Source organism: Chitinophagales bacterium (genome assembly GCA_040877935.1).
Lineage (GTDB): Bacteria > Bacteroidota > Bacteroidia > Chitinophagales > CAIOSU01 > JBBDNB01.
The window spans coordinates 1-20409 of the sequence record JBBDNB010000033.1 but is presented as its reverse complement, the minus strand read 5'-3'; the positions used below and the strand labels follow the sequence as shown (position 1 = coordinate 20409).

Here is a 20409-nt window from a genome sequence, read left to right as displayed (position 1 = left end):
GGTGTGGCAGCCATTACCATTCCTGGTAAGATAAACCATCAATATACCTGAAATGCCTATCCCGCCCGGCTAAAGGGATATTGTTTTTGATGGAAATGGCTGCGATCCAAATATCATTCTCTGGTATTGGAGTACCTTTTAGTTTTAATTCCCTTTTGATTTTCCCATATTCTTCAGAAGCAAGCACATCACAATCCAGTATTGGACATGTTTCAATCAACTGCTCAATTCGTTTAATATTAGTTTTTACTTTAGTGGAGTTATAGGCACCATAGTACAATTCACCTATTACAATGGAGGGGATATAGATTTGGCTGCATTCTTTTACCCTCTTCATTATGCCCTCATCATTGGCAAATACCTTAATTACAATTGTAGTGTCAAGCACGTATTTACCATTCATTGGAATCGATTTGTTCACAGCCATCCTCAATAGCGGCCTCCATTAATTTCAGGTCTTCTTTATCAATTGTACCGGCCAGACGCATAATACCGTGTTCTTTATCAGCTTTCCTGTACAATAATGATTTGATAAAAATCAATAAGTGCTTCAATTGTTTTTTGCTCAATTGATCCAATGCACTTAATATTTCCTGTCTGATTTCTAATTTTTCCATAATTCTAAAATAGAAATTCCTTTTTAATTTATTAAGTTCATTTGAAACCAGTGTTTGGACAAATACAAAAGCAGGGTTTCAAAAATACCAAACAAAAAGAAAAGACTGACCGCAGATATGATCCGGGCATTGGAAGGCTATTTACATATTTCTTCGGCTGTGCTGGTAAGCAAGTAAGAGTTGATGGAGGAGGTAGCTATAGCGCAGCAAAGCTTAAAAAATTATTACCTTAACTGGATGTTTGAAAATTTTAAAATATTTAAAGAGGGATTGAAACTCATAACCTACTTTTCCTTAGTTATACTTATAGGATGTAATGGCAACGAATCCAATAACACTCAGAAGCAAATCAAAACAGAAAAGGATTCTTTAGAGATAGAGAACCCTGTTGCTGAAACTGAGGATGCTTCTATGGCTGAAAAATCCCAAGTAAAGGAAACTAATACCAAAAGAAGACCTGAGTATGTGTATGTTAGAGCAAAATTTGGTTTGAATTATAGAGATGCACCTAAAGGAGAGAAGCTTGGTAGTTTTTCGTTAGGGGATCGTTTAGAAATTGTAGAGTACACCGGAGTTAATGATTTTGTTATTGAAAGTGAAGATACTTTGTCTGGGGAATGGTTAGGTGTGAGAAACGAAAATGATACTGTTTATGTATTAAGTGCATTTGTGACTTATTCAAATGAGTTTTTACAGTATTACCAGCGTCCAAGAATATATATTGCTGGAGGATATTCTGATAATGATGGTAAGCCAATATCAGGTTTTTTGAATTTATCACAGTTTGTTTATTTATCTAGAATGGTCAAGGATTACGAGGGTATTGACATACCAGAATTTCCTAATCAACATGTAGGAAAAAATCCTATAAAATTAGGTGAAAATTATAGGAAAAAACTCCTAAGCTTATTGGAAGTATCTGAAACTGATACAGTTTATATCTATAATATTAAGTTAGACTCAATATTCACTTACAAAATAAAAGATTTAGAACTCATTGCTCCTGTTAATATCTACTCGATAGGAGATAACGACTTATCTGAACACGATTATGAAATTGGCTTTCTGTTAAGCAATTATGATGTGGACGGCATGAATTTCGCCTATTTGGGTAATAAAAATATCTTCCAAACTGGAACGAGAAAAGCAATTATATGGGAAGAAATTGAGCTCAGTGATTTTCCTTTTGAACTTGATTCCAATGAATTATCTGGTAATTCATATAGTTTTTTATATGATGGGTTTGAACTTTACTTACTTAATTCGAGGCGTCACCTAGTAATTGTAGATTCAAAATCACAAAAAATAATTAAAGAGCTATTTTTTACTTCTTCAGAAGGTGTTAGCTTAGTTCCAATAAATACAAAAAGTAACAAAGAAAATTATCAGGCACAATGGATAGGAAGAATTTTCAAAGATAAGCCTCCTGCCTTTTTTCGATTTCAAAATTATTCTTTCGGGTGTCCAGTCATTCAATTTGTAAGTGAGAAAGAACCTTCAATTGGAATACTTTGTGACAATAGGCATTAATGCTTTCCCTGCTAATGTCAGCTTTTAGCGAAATAAAGACACTAGCTGAAAGCTATCGCTCAGCAATGAGTCTCTATTTTAGAAAAATTAATTAGTGCACCTGACTGCCGTCAGGCAAGTTTTGCGGCAATTTTCTACTGCGCCAACACCCTCGCCAACTCTTCCAATCCCTTTTCTATTTTTTGGTGGTGTTTGATGGATTTTTCAAAATCGGTAAAGGTCATTTGGCCATTGACCTCGCCCACCATTACTTTATTTTTTCCTTCTGCCAATGCCTGTACTGCTGCCACGCCCAGTCTTGAGGCCAGTACCCGATCGCTGCAACTCGGGCTGCCCCCGCGCTGTATGTGCCCCAGGATGGTCACCCGTGTATCGTAATCATTGTTGCGGGCTTTCACCTGCTTGGCAATTTCAATAGCTCCACCCGTATCATCGCCCTCGGCCACAATTACTATGCTGCTGTTTTTATTGCGTTTTTTCCCATCCTTTAGAATTTGCAAGAGTTCGTTTACATCCGTTTTGTTTTCGGGAATCAAAATGGCCTCGGCACCACAGGCAATACCGCTCCTAAGCGCGATAAATCCTGCATCCTTGCCCATTACCTCCACAAAGAACAGGCGGTCGTGGGAATCGGCCGTATCCCTGATTTTGTCCACAGCATCTACTACCGTGTTCAGCGCTGTATCATAACCTATAGTGCGGTCGGTGCCGTAGAGGTCGTTGTCAATGGTGCCGGGAATACCGATAAATGGAATATCGTGTTCCTGCTGGAATATTTTGGCTCCGGTAAAAGTGCCGTCCCCGCCAATGGCTATTACCGCATCTATCTCGTTTTTTCTCAATTGTGCAGCCGCTTTGGCCCGGCCTTCCTTTTCCATAAAATCTTTGCTGCGGGCAGATTTTAAAATAGTCCCGCCTTTTTGGATAATATTGCTGACATCCCGCGATTCCAATAGTTTGATTTCGCCTTCTATCATACCCTGGAAGCCTCTGTAGATACCGTAAACATCTACATTGAAACTTACCCCGGCCCTTACCACTGACCGGATACAGGCATTCATTCCGGGCGAATCGCCACCTGATGTAAACACTGCAATTTTCTTTATTTTTGGCATACAATTAAGATTTATGAAAAAGATACTGATTCTATTGTTTGTAGCTGCTGTTTATTTTGCCTGTAATTCCGGATCTGAGCAAAACAAGGACAAAACTACTGACAGCAATGCCGCTGAAATTAAGAAGGATTCACTGATTTTGGAAAGAGGAATGCAAATAAGTGGGCAGGCACAAGGCAAATTGGCCGGAAAACTGATGCAGGCCGTTCAGGACAGTGGCGTTGCTTATGCCCTGCAATTTTGTTCTGTGGAGGCTTTGCCTTTAACGCAATCCGTTGGGGAAGAGCAAGGCGTGAAAGTTTCCCGCGTGAGCCACAAACCCCGCAATCCATTAAATAGAGCTAATGAAGCGGAAATGAATATTATCAAAAACTATCAAAATATAGTGGCGCAGAATGCAGAGCCCAAGCCGCAGGTGGTGGAAAAGGAAAATCATTTTCTGTACTACAGCCCTATTGTGATTCCGGCAAATTTGTGTTTGAAGTGCCACGGTGAACCTGGAAAAGACATTGCCGAAGAAGATTTTATTACCATTCAAATGCTTTATCCCGAAGATCAGGCCACAGGTTTTGCACTGGGCGATTTACGGGGCATGTGGAAAATACGTTTTGACAAAGCTGCGCTATGACTTACATCAATTTAGATTTTCTGAACAACTATGTGCGCTACGGTTTCCGGGTATTGTTTATTCTTGTACTGGCCTATCTGTTCAGTCGTTTTTTGCGCTATATTGTCAATCGCTATTTTCAGCGTACAGACAACCGTTTTCATGCTGATCAAACTAAGGTCAATTTTTTTAAAAATGCCACAAGTTTTATTGTTTTTAGCGGAGCAATCACACTCGTATTTTACAGCATCCCGGCATTGCGTTCCATTGGAGTTACGCTTTTTGCCAGTGCCGGTATTTTTGCGGCCATTTTGGGCTTTGCTTCCCAGCAGGCTTTTTCAAATATCATCAGCGGAATTTTTATTGTCTTCTTCAAGCCTTTCAGGGTAGGGGATACGATAAAAATAGGTGTGGATGTTTTTGGTACAGTAGAGGATATTACCCTTCGACATACGGTGATCAAAAGTTTTGAAAACAGGCGGATTGTTATTCCAAATTCTATCATTAGCTCAGAGACTATTGTCAATTCCAACCTGACGGACGAGCGCATGTGCAATTTCATTGAGTTTGGTATCAGCTATGATTCGGATGTGGATTTGGCCTTTAAGATTATTTGTGAAGAGGCTATGAAACACCCCAATATTATAGATGGTAGAAGTGAGGAGGACAAAGCCAATGGAGTACCACAGATTGCAACTCGTGTGATGAGTTACGGGGATTTCACCGTGAATATTCGTGCCTATGTATGGACGCAGGATTTTGGGAAAGGATTTGACTTGCGCACGGATTTGAATAAAAGCGTGAAAGCTCGATTTGACAAGGAGGGCATAGAAATTCCATTCCCGTACAGGACTATTGTTTATAAAAAGGATTTGCCGCCAAATAAGTAGAAAGCATGTGTCGTAGAAACTTATTTTAAAGACCATGCAAAAAACACATTACACCCGCGAGTATTTGCACCATTTTTTCTATTTTTGGTGCAAATGAAAAAGATATGGGACAAAATGCACCACATAATAAATCTGAAGGTCCGGCAGGGAGGCTTGCAAAACTTCCTCCTCAGAGAGAAAAAGTGGAAACCATTGAAATCCTTAGGCAAACGAATAAATCAACGGCAGCATTGGCTGAGCTAAAAGGGATTGCACAAAGCATTCCTAATCAGGCAATGTTGGTCAATGCGATAGTTCTTCAAGAAGCAAAAGACAGTTCTGAGATTGAGAATATAATCACAACACAGGATGAACTTTACAAAGCTTTAACAGTAAATAAAACCAATGTTTCAGCAGAAACGAAGGAAGTTGTAAACTATCGTAAAGCCATATTCCATGGATTTGATCTTGCAAAAAGCCAGGGTTTTATAAGAGTAAATGACATAGTAAGCATTCAACAAAAATTAATTGCCAATACAGCCGGAATAAGAAACACACCCGGTACAGTATTGAAGAATGACACAACTGGGGAAATCGTTTACACACCACCACAAGACAAAGCAGAAATACTCGATCTTTTGTCTGACGTTATTAGTCATTTTAACAGGCAGGATGATTTGTCGCCTTTGATCAATCTGGCAATATTGCATTATCAGTTTGAGAGTATCCACCCTTTTTACGATGGTAATGGAAGAACCGGTAGGATTTTAAACATATTGTATTTGATACTAAACGGATTGATAGATGTGCCAATTCTATATTTGAGTTCTTATATCATTGCAAATAAACCAGAATATTATCGACTTTTGAACCAAACAAATAGGACTGGAAAATGGGAAGAATGGATACTATTTATGCTCAGGGCAGTTGAAAGCACCTCAAAAGACACAATTACAAAGATTACAAATATAAGAGACCAGTTAGACTCAACAATAATTAAAGTTCAGGAAAAAGCACCTAAATTGTTTAGGAAAGAGCTTGTGGAGCTGTTGTTTGAGCAGCCCTATTCGAAAATTGAATTCGTTGTAAATAGGCTCGGTGTAGAAAGAAAGGCAGCATCAAGATACTTGAAAGAATTAGAGGATATTGGTATAGTTGAATCCCAAAAAGCAGGAAGAGAGGTATTATATATAAACAAGGATTTGATTGAAATACTTAAGAAATAATGCAAGAAAATTTAATTCACATATCGCCTCTTCAATTACTTAATATTATTTTAAGGATATGCACAATCCCTGTCTTTCCCTGTCAAACGACTCTGATGAGTGTCGGACTCCGTCAGAACAGGCAGAACCTTCGAAAACTTAAACATAACTGATGATAAAGAATACAATAGCCCTGCTTTTCACAATAGTTGTTTTTATGGGAGAAATTTCTGCCCAGGGCACTTTCCTTCCGCTTGGCAGCGATGCCTATATGCTGATAGATAGAATGGACATTCAGTACAGTAAGGTGCAGCCGACCATCCACACTAATTTTAAGCCCTATAGCAGAAAATGGGTAGCGGAATATGCCCAAGAGATCAATGCGCAGAATATTAGCGGAGATGCACGTTTTGAGTATAATTTGGCTTGGCTGTATCGCGAGAATACCGAATGGCTGAAAGATACCATTGTAAAAAGCGAAAAACCCATTTTGAAATATTTCTATACGGAGCCAGCGGCATTTGCATCTGTAGATAAAGGACCGTTTAAATTGCGGATAAACCCTGTTTTGCACTTTGAAGTAGGGAAGGAGTTTGGAGCAGACAAGTTGCGATTTTTTAATTCCAGGGGTGGTGAAATGCGCATGTACATCAAGAAAAAAGTTAGTGCCTATTTCTTTTTGGCCGAAAACCAAATGCGCAGAATGTCTTTTGTGCAAGACAAAATCCGATCAGACCAGGCCATTCCCGGTGAAGGATATTGGAAAGAGTACCGAGGCGATGCGCAGGATTTCTTTACTGCAAGGGGCTATATCACTTTCAATTTGCTCGATCATATTGATGTGCAGTTTGGTCACGATAAGAATTTTATTGGCAATGGAATGCGTTCTCTAATACTTTCTGATTTTGGTGCCAATCAGTTTTTCATGAAACTGCAAACCAGTATCTGGAAGATTCGCTATACCAACTTATATACGGAAATGACTGCCACATACAATCGCGGTGGCGACCGACTGTTGGACAAAAAGTACATGACCCTGCACCATTTGAATGCCAGTATCAGCCATTGGTTGGAGATTGGGGTGTTTGAATCGGTGATTTTTTCCCGCGACAATGGCTATGATTTTCAATACCTGAATCCCATTATTTTCTATCGATCTGTGGAATTGGGATTGGGAAGTCCCGACAATGTGTTGCTTGGCTTGGATTACAAGGCCAATATTGCCAGAAGATTTCAATTGTATGGACAGTTTGTATTGGATGAATTCAATTTTTCAAATGTATTGGCGGGAAATGGCTGGTGGGCCAATAAATTTGCCATTCAAACTGGCCTGAAATACATCAATGCCTTTGGCTTGGATCAACTGGATTTGCAGATGGAATACAATTGGGTGCGCCCATATATGTATTCACAAGGTTCGCCAGAAATTACCTACACCCATTACAATCAGGCGCTGGCGCATCCGCTGGGAGCCAATTTCTGGGAGCTGACCGGGAATATCCGTTATCAGATCATTCCTAAACTCACTGCTAACTTACGATGGATGTATGCCAAACAAGGCACGGATACATTGGGCAGTAATTTTGGCAGCAATATTTTTATTCCCACCAATGATGCAGATGGGCGACTGATTACCAACAGCGAATTTGGCAATGAAATGCTACAGGGCGTTTTGCACAAAACAATTTTATTGGATTTTATGCTCAGCTATCAAATTCGACACAATATCTATTTTGACCTCAGCATCGTTTACAGAAATCTAAAAAGTGAAATCACTGCCCAGAGCAACAATCAGTTTTTTGTCGGTACGGGTTTTAGAATGAATATTCCATACAGACGGTATATGTATTGAGGAATCAATGTTTGAATTTCTGAAAAACATTTCTTGTGAACTTATTTTTTTTATATTTGAAATGTGAATACTCAAGCTCAAAAGCACGACCGTTTTGTAAAAGCACTTTTCAGTCAACCGGAAAAGGCCCGGCAGTATTTTGAAGATAGCTTGCCTGAAAATGTGCTGAAGCAAATTGATCTGAACAGTCTCCAGGTGCAATCGGGCAGTTTTATTGATGAAAAGCTCAACAATACCTTTTCTGATATTTTATTTAAAGTCAGGCTAAAGGATAAAAAGGAAAGCTGCTGGCTCTCCGTTCTTGTTGAACATAAATCTCGAAAAGACAGATATGTGACCGTGCAGATTGGCCATTATATTTTTTCGGCACTTTTACAGCAAATCAGGGAAAAGAAAAAGCCAGCACCGATTGTTCCCGTGCTTTTTTATCACGGAGCGGAAAAATGGGATTACCATACCCATCGCTCTTTATATGATTCTTTTGGATCAGAAATATTGAGTTTTGTTCCGGAATTTGATTACATCTTTGACAATTTGCAGAAACGGTCCGACCGAGAGATTATGGCACTAAGCGCAAAGCTGTGGTCGGGTAGTATGCTGCTTTTGAAATATGCCCGTGATGAAGATTATCTGGTGAAAAATGCCGGAGCTATTGTTACAGCAATAGAAGATGAAGAAGGGAACATAATAAGACAATTCATCGTTTATTTCTTAAGTTTGATTGAACAAAAAGAAAAAGTAATGGATACATTAAGCGACATGCCAGAACCTGTAAAAGGCAAAGCTCTAAGTGTTTACGATCAGCTTATGTTGGAAGGAAGAGAGAAAGGAATAGAAGAAAACCGCAGAGAGAATACTGTTAGTTTATACAGAAATGGAGTTTCGGTAGAGGTAATAGCTACAAGTTTCGGGCTAAAGAAACCGGAAGTGGTAAGTATCCTCAAGGAAGCAGGACTCAACCCAGAGTGATTTTAAAGCGACTTTTCAATTTCCGGAAATCTTTTGATCTGAAAAGCATAAGCCGCACAACACAGCGCAAATAAATATTCACGATATTCATTGGCACTATTGTTATGGGGGGCAAAATTTTCCTGAAAAGCACTGTGTAAATAATATAAAGCAACGCCCAATAGTGGTCCCGATAGAACAGCAGCTATTAAGAAATAGCTCCGCTCTTTTATGGCGTAATATAAAAGCAAGAGCAAAGGCAGTATTGCGATGAGGTGAATGTCAAAAAAGCTGGTATTGTATTGCCTGTAAAACAATGTAAGGGCAAAAACCAGGATAAGTATTGGGCTTAAAAGGGGAATCCGTAAAATTTTGCTCACATTAAAAAGCAAAAGCAGGGCTGCTCCAATGGTCATAGCCAAAGTGCTGATATCCACCATTCGGTCAAAAAACTTTTTATCGATATTGTGCAAATTCAGTTCCCCTTGATCGTTGATTTCCTTGAGCTTTTCAGGTGTTTCAATATTGAATATTCTTTGTCCCCAACTGATTTCCTCCCCGGCTGCCCAGCAGAAAGCAAGTGCAGTAAAAAATAAGAGTGCCTTTTTTGCTTTATTTTGTGATGTGTTTTTTGTTGCTAAAAATAAAAATGCTGATGTCATTATAAATAGAAGTGCCGTAAGATTTTCAATTAAATGATCTTCTCGTGAAATGTAATCGTAAGTTTTTGGAAGGAAAACTAACAATAAGCTGAAAAATATAATGTTACTTAAAAAAAATAAGTAGTGCGTTTTATTTTGCCTGATCAAGCTTTGACTCATTTTAATTCATTATTCATTTTAGCAAAATGTAAAACTATAATATTTAGTATGAACACTTTTGTAAAAAAAACTGGGTTAAATTAGCGGTTTACCTATCTGGATTTATTGAGTATGGATTTTGATTTTACAGAAACACTTGACCTGACCCCTGAAATCATTCGTTTTTTCAGGGAGGTTCTCATTGTTTTAGGTATTGGATTATTAGGTGGTTTGGAGCGAGAATATTCCAAGAAAAAGAATCAGAAAGCTGAGAACTTTGAATTGTTTGCCGGAGTTCGGACATTCCCACTTGTTGCATTGATCGGTTATCTGTCAATATATCTGGGCAATATGATAACTGTATGGATCTATCCTGTGGCACTGCTTGCTGTTGCGGCTTTTGCAGTAGCCGCTTTTTCTATTAGTAGAATGGAGCGCAGAACTGGGGCAACTACCGAGTTTGCTTTGATTGCCGTTTTTTTGCTGAGCAATCTGGTCTATTTGCAAGAATACTTGATAGCTGTTTTCCTATCATTGTTAATTACTGCTTTATTGGCTTTAAAAGTCAATATACATCAGGCAGTTAAAGCACTTTCTCAGCGCGATATTTATTCTATAATTGTGTTGGCTGTGATTACAGCTTTGATCTTGCCACTATTGCCCAATAAGGATTTGGGAATTTATGGTGTTTTTAATCCCTTTAGGATATGGTTGGTCGTTACCGTTTTTATATCCCTGAATTTTGTCGCCTATTTTCTGCACAAATTTATAGATACACGATATTCTATTATTACTACCGGTGTGCTTGGCGGTTTTGTTTCCAGCACTGCTACTGCATGGTATTTTTCAAGATTGGGAGGAAAGACTAAAAAAGGTGGCATAACCCATGTTGCGGCTATTGTGCTTGCATCATCAATCATGTTCCCACGCATATTGGTGTGGTTGATTGTGTTGAGTCCTGCATTGCTTAAAATATTGTGGTTGCCTGTATTGCTGTTTGGCATTGGTGGTTTTGTCATTGGATTTTATTACAGTAAAAAATCCCTCGGCAATGAAGAATTTGAAGAACGGGAGATCAGTAATCCTATCAATTTTAAGGATGCGCTTGCATTTGGAGGTTTGTATGTGCTGATAATGTTGATGGTTGGTTTTGCAGAAGACTATCTAGGTCAGCTAGGTGTTTATTTTGCTGCTGCTATTTCTGGATTTACTCAAGTGGATGCCATAACCATATCAATGACTAATTATGCGGCAAATAATATTGATATTTCCGTGGCTTCCGTAGCCATATTGATAGCTGCTTTTGTAAATACATTTTTCAAATACGCACTTTGTTTGTTTTTTGGAAATAACAATATGCGCAAATATACAAGCTTTGTCTTTATCCCTTTGTTTCTGGCAGGAGCAGGCTATATTTTGTTTTTGGTGTTGAGCTGATTGGCAAGCCTCTGGCTGTATTGTATTTTGGGAGACGCAAACTAAATTCTGAAGAGGCACAAGCAAAATGCTTACGCCAGCTTTGGGGATGACTCACATGCGGAGCGAGAGGTACAATATTGCATCAAGGAAAATACCTGTAAATATCCTTTCTATGCAGCAGCCTGATTAATTCAACGCATTCACCTTCAACTGCTAAACCAAGCCTGTAGTCTCTTATCCTTATTCTATAAAGATTTTTAGTCCCCTTTAATTTTTTGATATTTGGGACATCCGTAAGCAAAGTAGAATTTCTGATGATTTTTATTATGCCGGCAAGTTTGGATGCTACAGATTTATCTTTTACTTTTTTCAGGTCCTTATTAAGTGTTTTGTCAATTTTAACAATCACTTCAGGCTGTTTAAAAATTTATCAGTATCAATAAATTCACCAGTTCTTCCTGTTTTAATGGCCTTTACCATACCCAGATCTTCCATTTGTTCATCGCTTAATATTTTAGCTTTGATTCCAAATTTATGGGCTATCTCAATTAAAAGTTCCAGATCTTTTTTAGAATCGCTTGTAATAATTGCGCTTTTCATATTCACGGTTTTGCTTTACATCTAAAATAGTGAAAAGATAGCAGATTTGAGTCTGCCCGGTTATTAATGGATTTTTTATTGGTAGCGAGCAATAGCTGTCCATTCTATTTTCCTTCTGCCCATTTATTGAATTGTTGTTTTTTGGAGAGGCACAAGCAAAATGCTTGGTGCCAGCTATGGGGATTAAACCTTGTCCTTGATACAAGCAGATTCCTTAGGTATGCACTGCACGCATTCGCTATGCTACTGGCTATGCTGCAAATGCGCGCCAGATTTGGGGTGGTTTTGGCAGTAGTCACACATTGCTATTTATTTCTTTATCAATGCTTCTTAAAACATTGTTTGCAACATCAATAGTAACTTCAGTTATTGCCACAATATAATTAACAAGGTCAGATTTATTCCATGTAATAGTTTCTGAAATTTCTTTTAAATATATAGGTTTATCTTCATCGAAATGAGTTGCACTCATAGTATTAGCACAATCGAAAATCAAATCTTTCCATCTAAATGTTTCTTTTTTAGAATTTCTTGTGAATTCTAAATTTAACCACTCTTGAAAGTCCATTAATTTTTCATCCCTTAACTTTTTTTTAATAGATGGATAATTATAAACCTTTTGGCTATATGCATCTTTAAAAAGTGGATGTGTTTTTGTTTCAGGAATTATACTTTCTAGTGCAAAAATTGGAAGAGGAAGTTTGCATTTAGCTGCTAATCTAAATAACAAAGGATTATAAGGACCTTTTCCGTCACTCCAAAAAAGCAAAGACCTCAGAAGAGGAAGTGCGTTAATTGTTAGCATTGTTTTATTAGATGAATGATTATTTAAAATAAAACACAAGCTTCTTATAGAAGCTTCAAGTTCATTTCTTTGTTCAATTAAAGGCTTCAGTTCCCTGTTTTTTTTTGGATTATCTTTAATTTTACCATAATGATGATCTCTCCATTGCATCCATTTTTTACATGCTTTCAATATTTCTTTTTGAGGTAATGTCTCTTCTTTATTTATTGGTTTGTAATTGCCAGTGATTGAAAGTGTTTCATGAATGTCTATAGAGTTCAGCTTATCTTTATTTATGTAAACTGCTAAGTCATTGCTTTTTTCAATGTCCCAAAATACGCCTAAGATTACACCATGCGTATTGATAAATTGTATCTTTTGAGATACAAAATTTAAACTGCCTATGGTTACTACAATAGACCCATTAACATCCCCTTCCACACATACTTTGGTTTTGTCTTTTTTATATGAAATTAGTACTTCTTTCTTTTTAGAAGGCCAATGAGGTGGAATACCTAAAACAAATATTGCAGATCCTTTTTTATCCATAAGTAATTTTTCAATTGTCCCTTTATGGTTTTAGGACTCTTACTTAAATTTTAAAAACTGTTCATTTTACAGATGATGGTTATCGGTTAAGCTAGTAATAAAGATTTAGAAAAATTTCCTTATCCAAAATTCCCAGCCACTTTCAATTCTTTTGGGCCATTGCTCCAATCGTAAAATCCTTCACCGCTTTTGGCACCGAGTTTTCCGGCCATTACCATATTTACCAGTAGGGGACAAGGGGCGTATTTCGGGTTGCCCAGGCCTTCGTGCAATACATTCATAATCGATAGGCATACATCCAAACCAATGAAATCTGCCAATTGCAATGGTCCCATAGGGTGTGCCATGCCGAGTTTCATTACCGTGTCAATTTCCTCTACGCCCGATACGCCTTCGTGCAGCGTAATAATGGCTTCATTGATCATGGGCATCAAAATTCGATTGGCTACAAAACCGGGATAGTCATTTACCTCAACCGGTACTTTTTTGAGTTTTTGCGACAAATCCATAATGCTATTGGTAGTGGTATCGCTTGTGGCATAGCCGCGAATCACCTCTATCAATTTCATCACCGGAACGGGGTTCATAAAGTGCATCCCGATTACCTTGTCTGGGCGGCTGGTTTCGGCTGCAATTTTGGTAATGGAAATGGAAGAAGTGTTGGTGGCCAAAATAGTGCCTTCCGGAGCATTTGCATCCATATCCCTGAAAATATTCAGCTTGATTTCTACATTTTCGGTAGCGGCTTCTACCACCAATTCCGCATCTGATACGCCTTTTTTCAAATCGCTCAAGGTATGGATTTTTTTGAGGGTGGCATCTAGTGCAGCTTGGTCTATCTGCTCTTTTTTGACCATGCGCCCCAGGTTTTTTTCGATGGTGGCCAGTGCCTTTTCCAAAGCTTTTTCACTCACATCTATCAGGTTGACTTCAAATCCGTTCATGGCAAATACATGTGCAATGCCATTTCCCATTGTTCCTGCTCCAATTACTGCTACTTTTTTCATTTCTAATTTTTTTATGGAACGCTCCTGCCTGCCGGCAAAGGCAGGGATGACGCTGATATTGCTGATTTTTATCTATGTGTATCAGTGATAGGCAGCTCTATCTGTGTCATCTGTGTTCCATCAATGAACAAATATTTTCTTACTCAATGTGCTATTGTCTTTCAGGTGCACATTTACCATATAAAAGGCAGAATACCATTTTTTGCTGGAAACTTCTTCCAAATAATCTGGATTTAATTTCTGCCAAATGAGATTGCCCGAAAGATTATACACGCTTATTTTTTCCACTTCATTCAAATCCAAATCGCTCAAATCTATCTGGAATTTTCCTTTATTGGGATTGGGATATACATTGAAATCCTTCTCACTTTTTTTTTCTTGCTCCAATTGGGTATCCCCAATAATGGTCAGGGTTTGACAAGGCGTTGTGAGAAATTGAACCGTTGAATCGCTTTTTTGCGCATCATAAATGGCCAGCGTGTATTCTCCGGTTTTTAATTCGGGAAGCCTCACTCTGCCTTTTTTGTCGTTTATATTTCCTGTCAAAAGTTTAAAAGTATCAGCTACAGCCCAGTTGAATCTTGCATTTTTTCTGTAAAGCAAAATCAAACTGTCCTCTGAATTGCTCAAAAGTTCTGTGTCAATATGGGCATTATTGCCACTGCTGCTGCCATCGTAAATCAATTCCAAATTTGCTTCTAAATTTTCATCCAAGAATCCCTGTACGGACCAATAGCCCTCAAGGGAAAGATGCAGGTTTTGTGGTGCATCGGCCCAAGGATCTGGCGCAATCCAATTTTTGGTCACTAGTATTTTACTGGAAACAGTGCCATTTTGAATGACTTTAATTTTCGCCAGTGCATCGTTCAAATCATAAGTGCCAGAGCTGTCAATCGAAATCCAATAATCCGTTGTGGCATCGGCTATTTTTTGCCAGGGATCTACAATTACGAATTCAGGATTGAAATCTACAGAAGTGGTGAAGGTGCCACATGAGCCTTGCATATTCACCTCGAAAATTTCCTCCTCATCGCTATTGCCAATTAAAATTTCTACGGGAACATTTTCAAATAGGGCAGGAGCAGCTTTTGTTTTTTGGCGCAGGGCAATTTCTACGGAATAGCTGCCACTTTCTTCATTTGCCCTAAAGGAATCTATGGAGAAATGCGGAAAGCCGGGATTGAAGACCCAATTGTCGAAAAAATCATCCAAATTTCTGCCCGAACACTGGGAAAGAATATCCCGAAATTCGCCAGAGTTCAAATTTTGAAAAGCTTTTTGCTCCATTAAATCTTTCAGGCAGGGAAAATAATCTTCCTTGAGATAAGCCCTGAGCGTATGTGCCACATCCGCTCCTTTGTCATAGACATGGCTGCCGTAGGTGTATTCATGCGAAATGCCTGAAATGGCTTTGTATCCATCATCTCGGATATGCGACCACTGCAATACTTCGCGGTGTTTTTCACGATGTGAATTCAGATAGCGCTGCTTTCCATAGAAATATTCATCGAAAAGAATGGGCATATAGGACGCCCAGCCCTCATTGATCCACATGTCTTCTGCTGTTTCGCAAGTGACCAAATTGCCCCACCAATGATGGACAAATTCATGGTTCATCAGGGTTTCGTATTGTAGTGTTCCATTGGCCGTTGCACGTGGGTAGGCTATATTGGTAGCATGTTCCATGGCTCCGCTATTGAAAGGCACAAGCACAAAACCGACCCGATCCCAGAGGTATGGGCCGAGCATTTCCTCAAAAGCATCAATGGCATCGGGCAGATGGCGGAAGGATTGTTTCAAATTGCTTGTATCGGCCTGTCTTGCGCCCAACAAAACGGGAATATTCCCTTGCAGTCCATTGTGTTGGTATTCTACAAATTCGTAATCGGCCACCGCAACGGAAACCAGATAAGTAGGAATGCTTTGATTGAGCTGCCAGTGCCAGTTTTGTGTTCCGTCCCCATTATTGGTGGTGTTGATCAAAAGTCCATTGCAAATGGCCTTGCTGAAAGTATCGGTTTTGATATGGAAATCGTAGGTGGCTCTGTCGGTGAAATTATCCACGCAGGGATACCACACCCGCCCGTAATTGTGCGGATCGGCTTCAAAGCCCACGCCCAGATTGTAGGAATAATTGCCACTGAAATAAAAACCACCCCATCCAGAAGCATCTTGCTGTGGAGTGCCTTGGTAGAAAACTTGAATTTCAAAAGTGTCGGAGCTGTTTACCGTGGTGTTCAAGTCAATGAGTAGGCTATCGCTATTGTGGATGAAGTTTGCAGTATTGCCATTAAAGAGAATGGAATCCACATTTAAGCCCAGCAGGTCGAGCCTGATTTCACTGCGATTTTCCTTTACACGGGCGGTAAGCCTTGCATTTCCAGAAATTTTGGATTGTTGTCTTTCAGTAAAATCCAAATTGAGTTCGTAGTGCAAAACATCTAAATAGTGCTGGACCGGAGCTGCAGATTTTTGACTGGAATTGTGGGCGTGATTTTTCTTTGAGCAATTATAGGAATTTGCCAAAAGCCCAGAAGATAAAATACAATACAGAAGTAAAAATGGAATGACTTTAATCATGGCTATAAAATTAGTCCATTTCATTGGCTAATAAAAAAGAGGCATGAATCGAATTTGAATTGATAGATATTGCTTTGGGATTCGGAAATCCGAAAGAATCATTGTGGACAAGGTTTGAATTATTCAATAGAGGTATAACTTGCATGTTATAGATGATGGTCAAGGTACAGAGGAGGCTTGATAACAAGCGAATATTTGACTATTTTTGAATTGTTATGAAGGCATTAAAAAACATAGAGAAAAAAATAAGCCAATTATCTCCCGGGTTAATTGAGGAGTTAGATCACTACTTGGATTATTTGATTAATAAACAAACACCAAACCAATCAAGAGAGCTAAAACAAGATTGGGCCGGTGATTTGAAAGATACAGGATATACTTCTAAAGAATTACAAAAAAAATCACTTGATTGGAGACAAAAGTAAGATATCTTGTCGATACCAATATCTGGCTTGAGAGACTTCTTGATCAAAAGAAATCTAATATCGCTCGTAAATTCTTAGATACTACTCCCAAAAATCAGATTTTCATTTCCGATTTCTCACTTCATTCAATAGGTGTGATATTGACGAAACTAAAAAAACTTGATACATTGAATAAATTTGTTCGGGATATTTTTATTAATGGACAAATAGAACAAGTCACATTGGATTCGGGTGATTTTATTGATCTCACGCAAAATGTAAAGAATTACAACCTGGATTTTGATGACGCTTATCAATTGACAATTTCTCAAAAATATGAGATGACTATTGTAACATTCGATAAGGATTTCAACGCAAAAGGAATTGACAAAAAAACGCCAGAAGAGATTATTGATAGATAGAATTCATTATTCTCGAAGCCGCTGTTCGGGATTTTAAAATCCCGATCTGGATAAGCAAGGGGTTACAATCCCAATTGAATATTCCTTTTACTCTCAAAAAAAAGAGGCTTCTATTTCTGAAAGCCTCTCACCAAAACATTTGAATGAATGATTATTTAAATTCGGTAAAAGATGTCACCACAACTTCATTTACAAAATAGAAATTTTTTCCTCCAAACTCTTCAGGTTCAATGGTAAAAGGCACTACCTGCACTACTCCTGTGCCTGTAAGTACACTTAATTCAGCAGAAGTAAAAGTGTGGGAAGTTGCATTTCCAGCAGCAGTAAATTTAACATACTTGTCGTTTTCACCTGCCAGAAAAAACAGTACACTGTCAGCATTCGTTGAAACTTTATCAATGCTAACGGTAAGGTTGGCAGAAATATCCACTTCTTTATAATCTCCCTCTAAGGTTACATCCCCGGGCATTCTTTTGGTAGTGGTGAATGTAAATGCATCTACATCAGCACTGCCGCTTACTTTCCATTCTACAGTTGACCCGGCAGAGAAACCCAAGTCCATTCCATCTGTAGATGTTGCATCATAGGCAGTAACATAAGAATTGTTGTCCTGTATTTCCAAAGTATTATCTGTATTAACAGTTACATCACCGGCAGCTACATACGATTCAGTGTTTTTGTTTTCAAAAAAAGCGGCAACCGCAATGTTGAATTCCACATCAAGGGTACTGGGAGCACCGGGAATTTGAACACCTTCGGAAATGTCCATGCTTTGGATGCTGTTGACTGCCGCCAAAACTCCATCGGCATCGCCAGGAGCATCGGGTGTAGTGTTTGGAGCAGTTTGTTGAGTTGTTGTTTGATCATCATTGTCATCGCTATCATCCTTATTGCAAGAAATGAAAGTTAATGAAAGACAAAGGAGGAGTAAAAAATTGAGACTTAAACTTTTCATGATTTTGTTTTTTGTGATTTAATAGTGCAAAATTAAACTATGTATCTTGACTAAAAGGCCTATTTAAGACCCAAAACTCTAAAATTGTTACTCTTTTCTGTAGATGTGGAGATATTTAAGAATTGCGAATGGCATGAATATAGGCGGGTGCTTGTTTCATACGGCTGCCGTACCAGCTAAAGCGCTCACCATCTACCAATTGCACTTTTGCCATGGGTAAGAGGGATTTGAAATAAGGAATATCTTTCTCGGAAAAATTATAAGGTTCGGTAGAAAGCATTATTTGATCCGGCTTTGCTGCTTTTAATTCTGATTCGGTAATGCTTGGATAACGGGCTTGATCGCCAAAAACATTGATCCAGCCTGCCCATTCCAACAGGCTGTGTATAAAATTATCATTTCCGACTACCATCAGGGGTTCTTTCCAAATCAAATAGGCTACACGTTCTTCTTCCTGGTTTTGTGGTTTGAAATTTGCAAACTTCACTTCAATATCCAGCGCAATTTTATTGGCCTCTCTTTCTTTTTGAGTCAGCCGACCAATGTCAGTAATCATTTCCAAAGCAGCAGCAATATTGCGCACATCAGAAATATAAACCGGGCAAAATTCTTGGAGTTTCTCTACCTGGGTTTTTCGGTTTTCCTCTTTGTTGGCAATGATCAGGTCGGGTTCTAAATCCAGTATCTGGCGAATATTCAGGTTTTTGGTGCCGCCAATGATGTTCTTTTCATTTTGCCATTGTTGGGGATGTATGCAGAATTTAGTGATGCCTTTAACCCTGTCGCCCAAACCCAGGTCGAAAAGCAGTTCTGTTTGCGAGGGCACTAGGGATACAATGCGTTTAGGCATTTCTTTCAACCTCACTGTATATCCACATTGATCCAATAGCTGCATAATTCAAAGGAATCTGCTTCTAATATAGAATTTTCATTTAGGATTGCGCTAATTTAGCCACATGCTTTCCTCCAACAAACCGCTGCGCTTTGTAATCCATCTTGCACTGGCCTATATTTCCTGGCGAATATTAATGTGGGTGCTGGGCGAGCAGAGCACTCCTATTGATGAACGGATTTTCCCTGCACTTTCCTATTACTGGGAAATGCTCAATGCTTTTATGGCAGATGTACTGGTTCAATTGACATCCCGTTTTCTTGAACTGTTGGGTTATTCGGCTACTCCTACCATTCGCAATATTGCCATTCTCGACAGCAGCGGGGTAGGCGTTGGGAATTATTGCCTGGGCATGGAAATGATGTACCTCTATCTATCATTGATTATTCTCACCCCTTCGGTTTCCCTGGCCAGGAAGTTGGTTTTTATTGTTGGGGGATTATTGCTTATCCAGTTTGTAAATATTGTTAGAATGAGTGTGCTGGCTGTTTTGGTGGTGCAAAATTCTGCATGGACGGATTTCAACCACTATTTCACTTTTAGGTTGGTGGTATTTATTATCATTTTATTGCTGTACAAAGCCATGTTGAGTATGTTTAGAAAATTAAATGAAAAATAAAATTTTGATAATTGCAGGTTTAGTCTTTTTGAGTTTATTCATTCTGACGCAATGCAACAAAGACGATGATAATGATAACTCAGTCATTAAAGATTTCTTAGGTAGTTATGATGCAGACATGACAGTCACAAGTATTTCAGGAACAAATAGTGAACAATATATTTTGTTTATTGAAGAACCAACTAATAATACAGAAGACGAAATATCAATAAGGAACATTGCAGATGATGGGAACACGCATTCAGCAAAAGTTGTGGGTAAAGATTTTGTCATAAATAAAAACCCAGATTACTTAACAGGAACGGGGACACTTCAAAGCGACAATCAAACAATTCAGTTTGAATACACAATAGAAAATCAGGAATCGGGAACAGGAACGCTTACAAAAAGATAAATTAGCCCACTAATCAACTGTTGCTCTTTTGGAATGTAACCTTACTGCTTTGCCAGCGGTCAATTATTCCAGCCGTCAGACCACTAAAAGCCTGTGGAATCAAACCTGGAAAGCATCGTAGCCCAGCCAGTGTATGGCAAATGACCGAATGGCAAATGCTTGAAAAGATTGGCAGATGGGTAGCTATACATAGTGTCTGGTCGAAAAGCACCATAAATCTAAGATTCCATTAATTTTTCAA

General features: G+C 38.6%; 22 protein-coding genes. 11 read left to right on the top strand and 11 right to left on the bottom strand.

What is annotated here, in order from left to right; genetic code table 11:
• Positions 1–13: 13 nt before the first annotated feature.
• Positions 14–403 (bottom strand): type II toxin-antitoxin system VapC family toxin, encoded by a 390-nt coding sequence (locus WD048_08415; protein ID MEX0812227.1) that lies wholly within the window; start codon positions 401–403, stop codon positions 14–16.
• The gene (locus tag WD048_08410; protein ID MEX0812226.1) at positions 393–617 is read right to left on the bottom strand and encodes a hypothetical protein; all 225 of its coding nucleotides are present in this window, start codon (positions 615–617) and stop codon (positions 393–395) included. Before WD048_08410 ends, WD048_08415 begins: the two co-directional genes overlap by 11 nt.
• Positions 618–800: 183 nt before the next feature.
• Here WD048_08410 and WD048_08405 point away from each other — a divergent pair, with 183 nt between their 5' ends.
• Positions 801–2147: a hypothetical protein gene (locus tag WD048_08405; GenBank protein MEX0812225.1), complete on the top strand. Its 1347-nt coding sequence runs from the start codon at positions 801–803 to the stop codon at positions 2145–2147.
• A 134-nt stretch (positions 2148–2281) separates the two neighbouring features.
• Here WD048_08405 and pfkA read toward each other — a convergent pair whose 3' ends face one another.
• Positions 2282–3262 carry a 6-phosphofructokinase gene (gene pfkA, locus WD048_08400; GenBank protein ID MEX0812224.1) on the bottom strand — a complete coding sequence of 327 codons (981 nt, stop codon included), beginning with the start codon at positions 3260–3262 and terminating at the stop codon, positions 2282–2284.
• Positions 3263–3275: 13 nt separating this feature from the next.
• On the opposite strand from pfkA, the gene WD048_08395 reads away from it, so the two are divergent.
• The 5 genes from WD048_08395 (at position 3276) to WD048_08375 (ending at position 8764) form a co-directional block, all read left to right on the top strand.
• On the top strand, positions 3276–3890 hold the full coding sequence (locus WD048_08395) for a DUF3365 domain-containing protein (protein ID MEX0812223.1): 615 nt from the start codon (positions 3276–3278) through the stop codon (positions 3888–3890).
• Entirely contained in the window at positions 3887–4759 is an 873-nt protein-coding gene (locus tag WD048_08390; GenBank protein ID MEX0812222.1) for a mechanosensitive ion channel family protein, read from the top strand. The genes WD048_08395 and WD048_08390 overlap by 4 nt, the downstream gene beginning before the upstream one ends.
• Positions 4760–4863: 104 nt before the next feature.
• Positions 4864–5964: a Fic family protein gene (locus tag WD048_08385; protein MEX0812221.1), complete on the top strand. Its 1101-nt coding sequence runs from the start codon at positions 4864–4866 to the stop codon at positions 5962–5964.
• A 151-nt stretch (positions 5965–6115) separates the two neighbouring features.
• The gene (locus WD048_08380; protein MEX0812220.1) at positions 6116–7795 is read left to right on the top strand and encodes a hypothetical protein; all 1680 of its coding nucleotides are present in this window, start codon (positions 6116–6118) and stop codon (positions 7793–7795) included.
• Positions 7796–7858: 63 nt separating this feature from the next.
• Positions 7859–8764: an Rpn family recombination-promoting nuclease/putative transposase gene (locus WD048_08375; GenBank protein ID MEX0812219.1), complete on the top strand. Its 906-nt coding sequence runs from the start codon at positions 7859–7861 to the stop codon at positions 8762–8764.
• 2 nt (positions 8765–8766) lie between these two features.
• Here the strand turns inward: WD048_08375 and WD048_08370 are convergent, their stop codons facing one another.
• Positions 8767–9405, bottom strand: coding sequence for a hypothetical protein (locus WD048_08370; GenBank protein MEX0812218.1), 639 nt, complete (start codon positions 9403–9405; stop codon positions 8767–8769).
• 270 nt (positions 9406–9675) lie between these two features.
• Between WD048_08370 and WD048_08365 the strand changes: the two genes are divergently transcribed.
• Positions 9676–10980: an MgtC/SapB family protein gene (locus WD048_08365; GenBank protein ID MEX0812217.1), complete on the top strand. Its 1305-nt coding sequence runs from the start codon at positions 9676–9678 to the stop codon at positions 10978–10980.
• Between the two features lie 124 nt (positions 10981–11104).
• On the opposite strand, the gene WD048_08360 is transcribed toward WD048_08365, so the two are convergent.
• The 5 genes from WD048_08360 to WD048_08340 all read right to left on the bottom strand — a co-directional run bounded on the left by WD048_08360 (position 11105) and on the right by WD048_08340 (position 16482).
• Entirely contained in the window at positions 11105–11371 is a 267-nt protein-coding gene (locus WD048_08360) for a type II toxin-antitoxin system RelE/ParE family toxin (GenBank protein ID MEX0812216.1), read from the bottom strand.
• Positions 11368–11562 (bottom strand): hypothetical protein, encoded by a 195-nt coding sequence (locus WD048_08355; GenBank protein MEX0812215.1) that lies wholly within the window; start codon positions 11560–11562, stop codon positions 11368–11370. Before WD048_08355 ends, WD048_08360 begins: the two co-directional genes overlap by 4 nt.
• Before the next feature lie 295 nt (positions 11563–11857).
• A complete protein-coding gene (locus WD048_08350; protein MEX0812214.1) occupies positions 11858–12895 on the bottom strand; it encodes a hypothetical protein in 1038 nt (345 codons plus the stop codon).
• 119 nt (positions 12896–13014) lie between these two features.
• Positions 13015–13902, bottom strand: a complete 888-nt coding sequence (locus tag WD048_08345; protein ID MEX0812213.1) for a 3-hydroxybutyryl-CoA dehydrogenase — start codon at positions 13900–13902, stop codon at positions 13015–13017.
• 120 nt (positions 13903–14022) lie between these two features.
• On the bottom strand, positions 14023–16482 hold the full coding sequence (locus tag WD048_08340; GenBank protein MEX0812212.1) for a M1 family aminopeptidase: 2460 nt from the start codon (positions 16480–16482) through the stop codon (positions 14023–14025).
• 215 nt (positions 16483–16697) lie between these two features.
• On the opposite strand from WD048_08340, the gene WD048_08335 reads away from it, so the two are divergent.
• Positions 16698–16907 carry a DUF2281 domain-containing protein gene (locus tag WD048_08335; GenBank protein ID MEX0812211.1) on the top strand — a complete coding sequence of 70 codons (210 nt, stop codon included), beginning with the start codon at positions 16698–16700 and terminating at the stop codon, positions 16905–16907.
• Positions 16892–17308, top strand: a complete 417-nt coding sequence (locus tag WD048_08330) for a PIN domain-containing protein (protein MEX0812210.1) — start codon at positions 16892–16894, stop codon at positions 17306–17308. Before WD048_08335 ends, WD048_08330 begins: the two co-directional genes overlap by 16 nt.
• 151 nt (positions 17309–17459) lie before the next feature.
• Here the strand turns inward: WD048_08330 and WD048_08325 are convergent, their stop codons facing one another.
• Complete coding sequence (locus WD048_08325) at positions 17460–18263, bottom strand: hypothetical protein (GenBank protein MEX0812209.1); 804 nt, start codon at positions 18261–18263, stop codon at positions 17460–17462.
• A 115-nt stretch (positions 18264–18378) separates the two neighbouring features.
• Positions 18379–19158, bottom strand: a complete 780-nt coding sequence (locus tag WD048_08320; protein MEX0812208.1) for a helical backbone metal receptor — start codon at positions 19156–19158, stop codon at positions 18379–18381.
• A gap of 61 nt (positions 19159–19219) precedes the next feature.
• On the opposite strand from WD048_08320, the gene WD048_08315 reads away from it, so the two are divergent.
• Complete coding sequence (locus WD048_08315) at positions 19220–19774, top strand: exosortase/archaeosortase family protein (GenBank protein MEX0812207.1); 555 nt, start codon at positions 19220–19222, stop codon at positions 19772–19774.
• Entirely contained in the window at positions 19764–20168 is a 405-nt protein-coding gene (locus tag WD048_08310; GenBank protein MEX0812206.1) for a hypothetical protein, read from the top strand. Before WD048_08315 ends, WD048_08310 begins: the two co-directional genes overlap by 11 nt.
• The last annotated feature ends 241 nt before the right edge of the window (positions 20169–20409 follow it).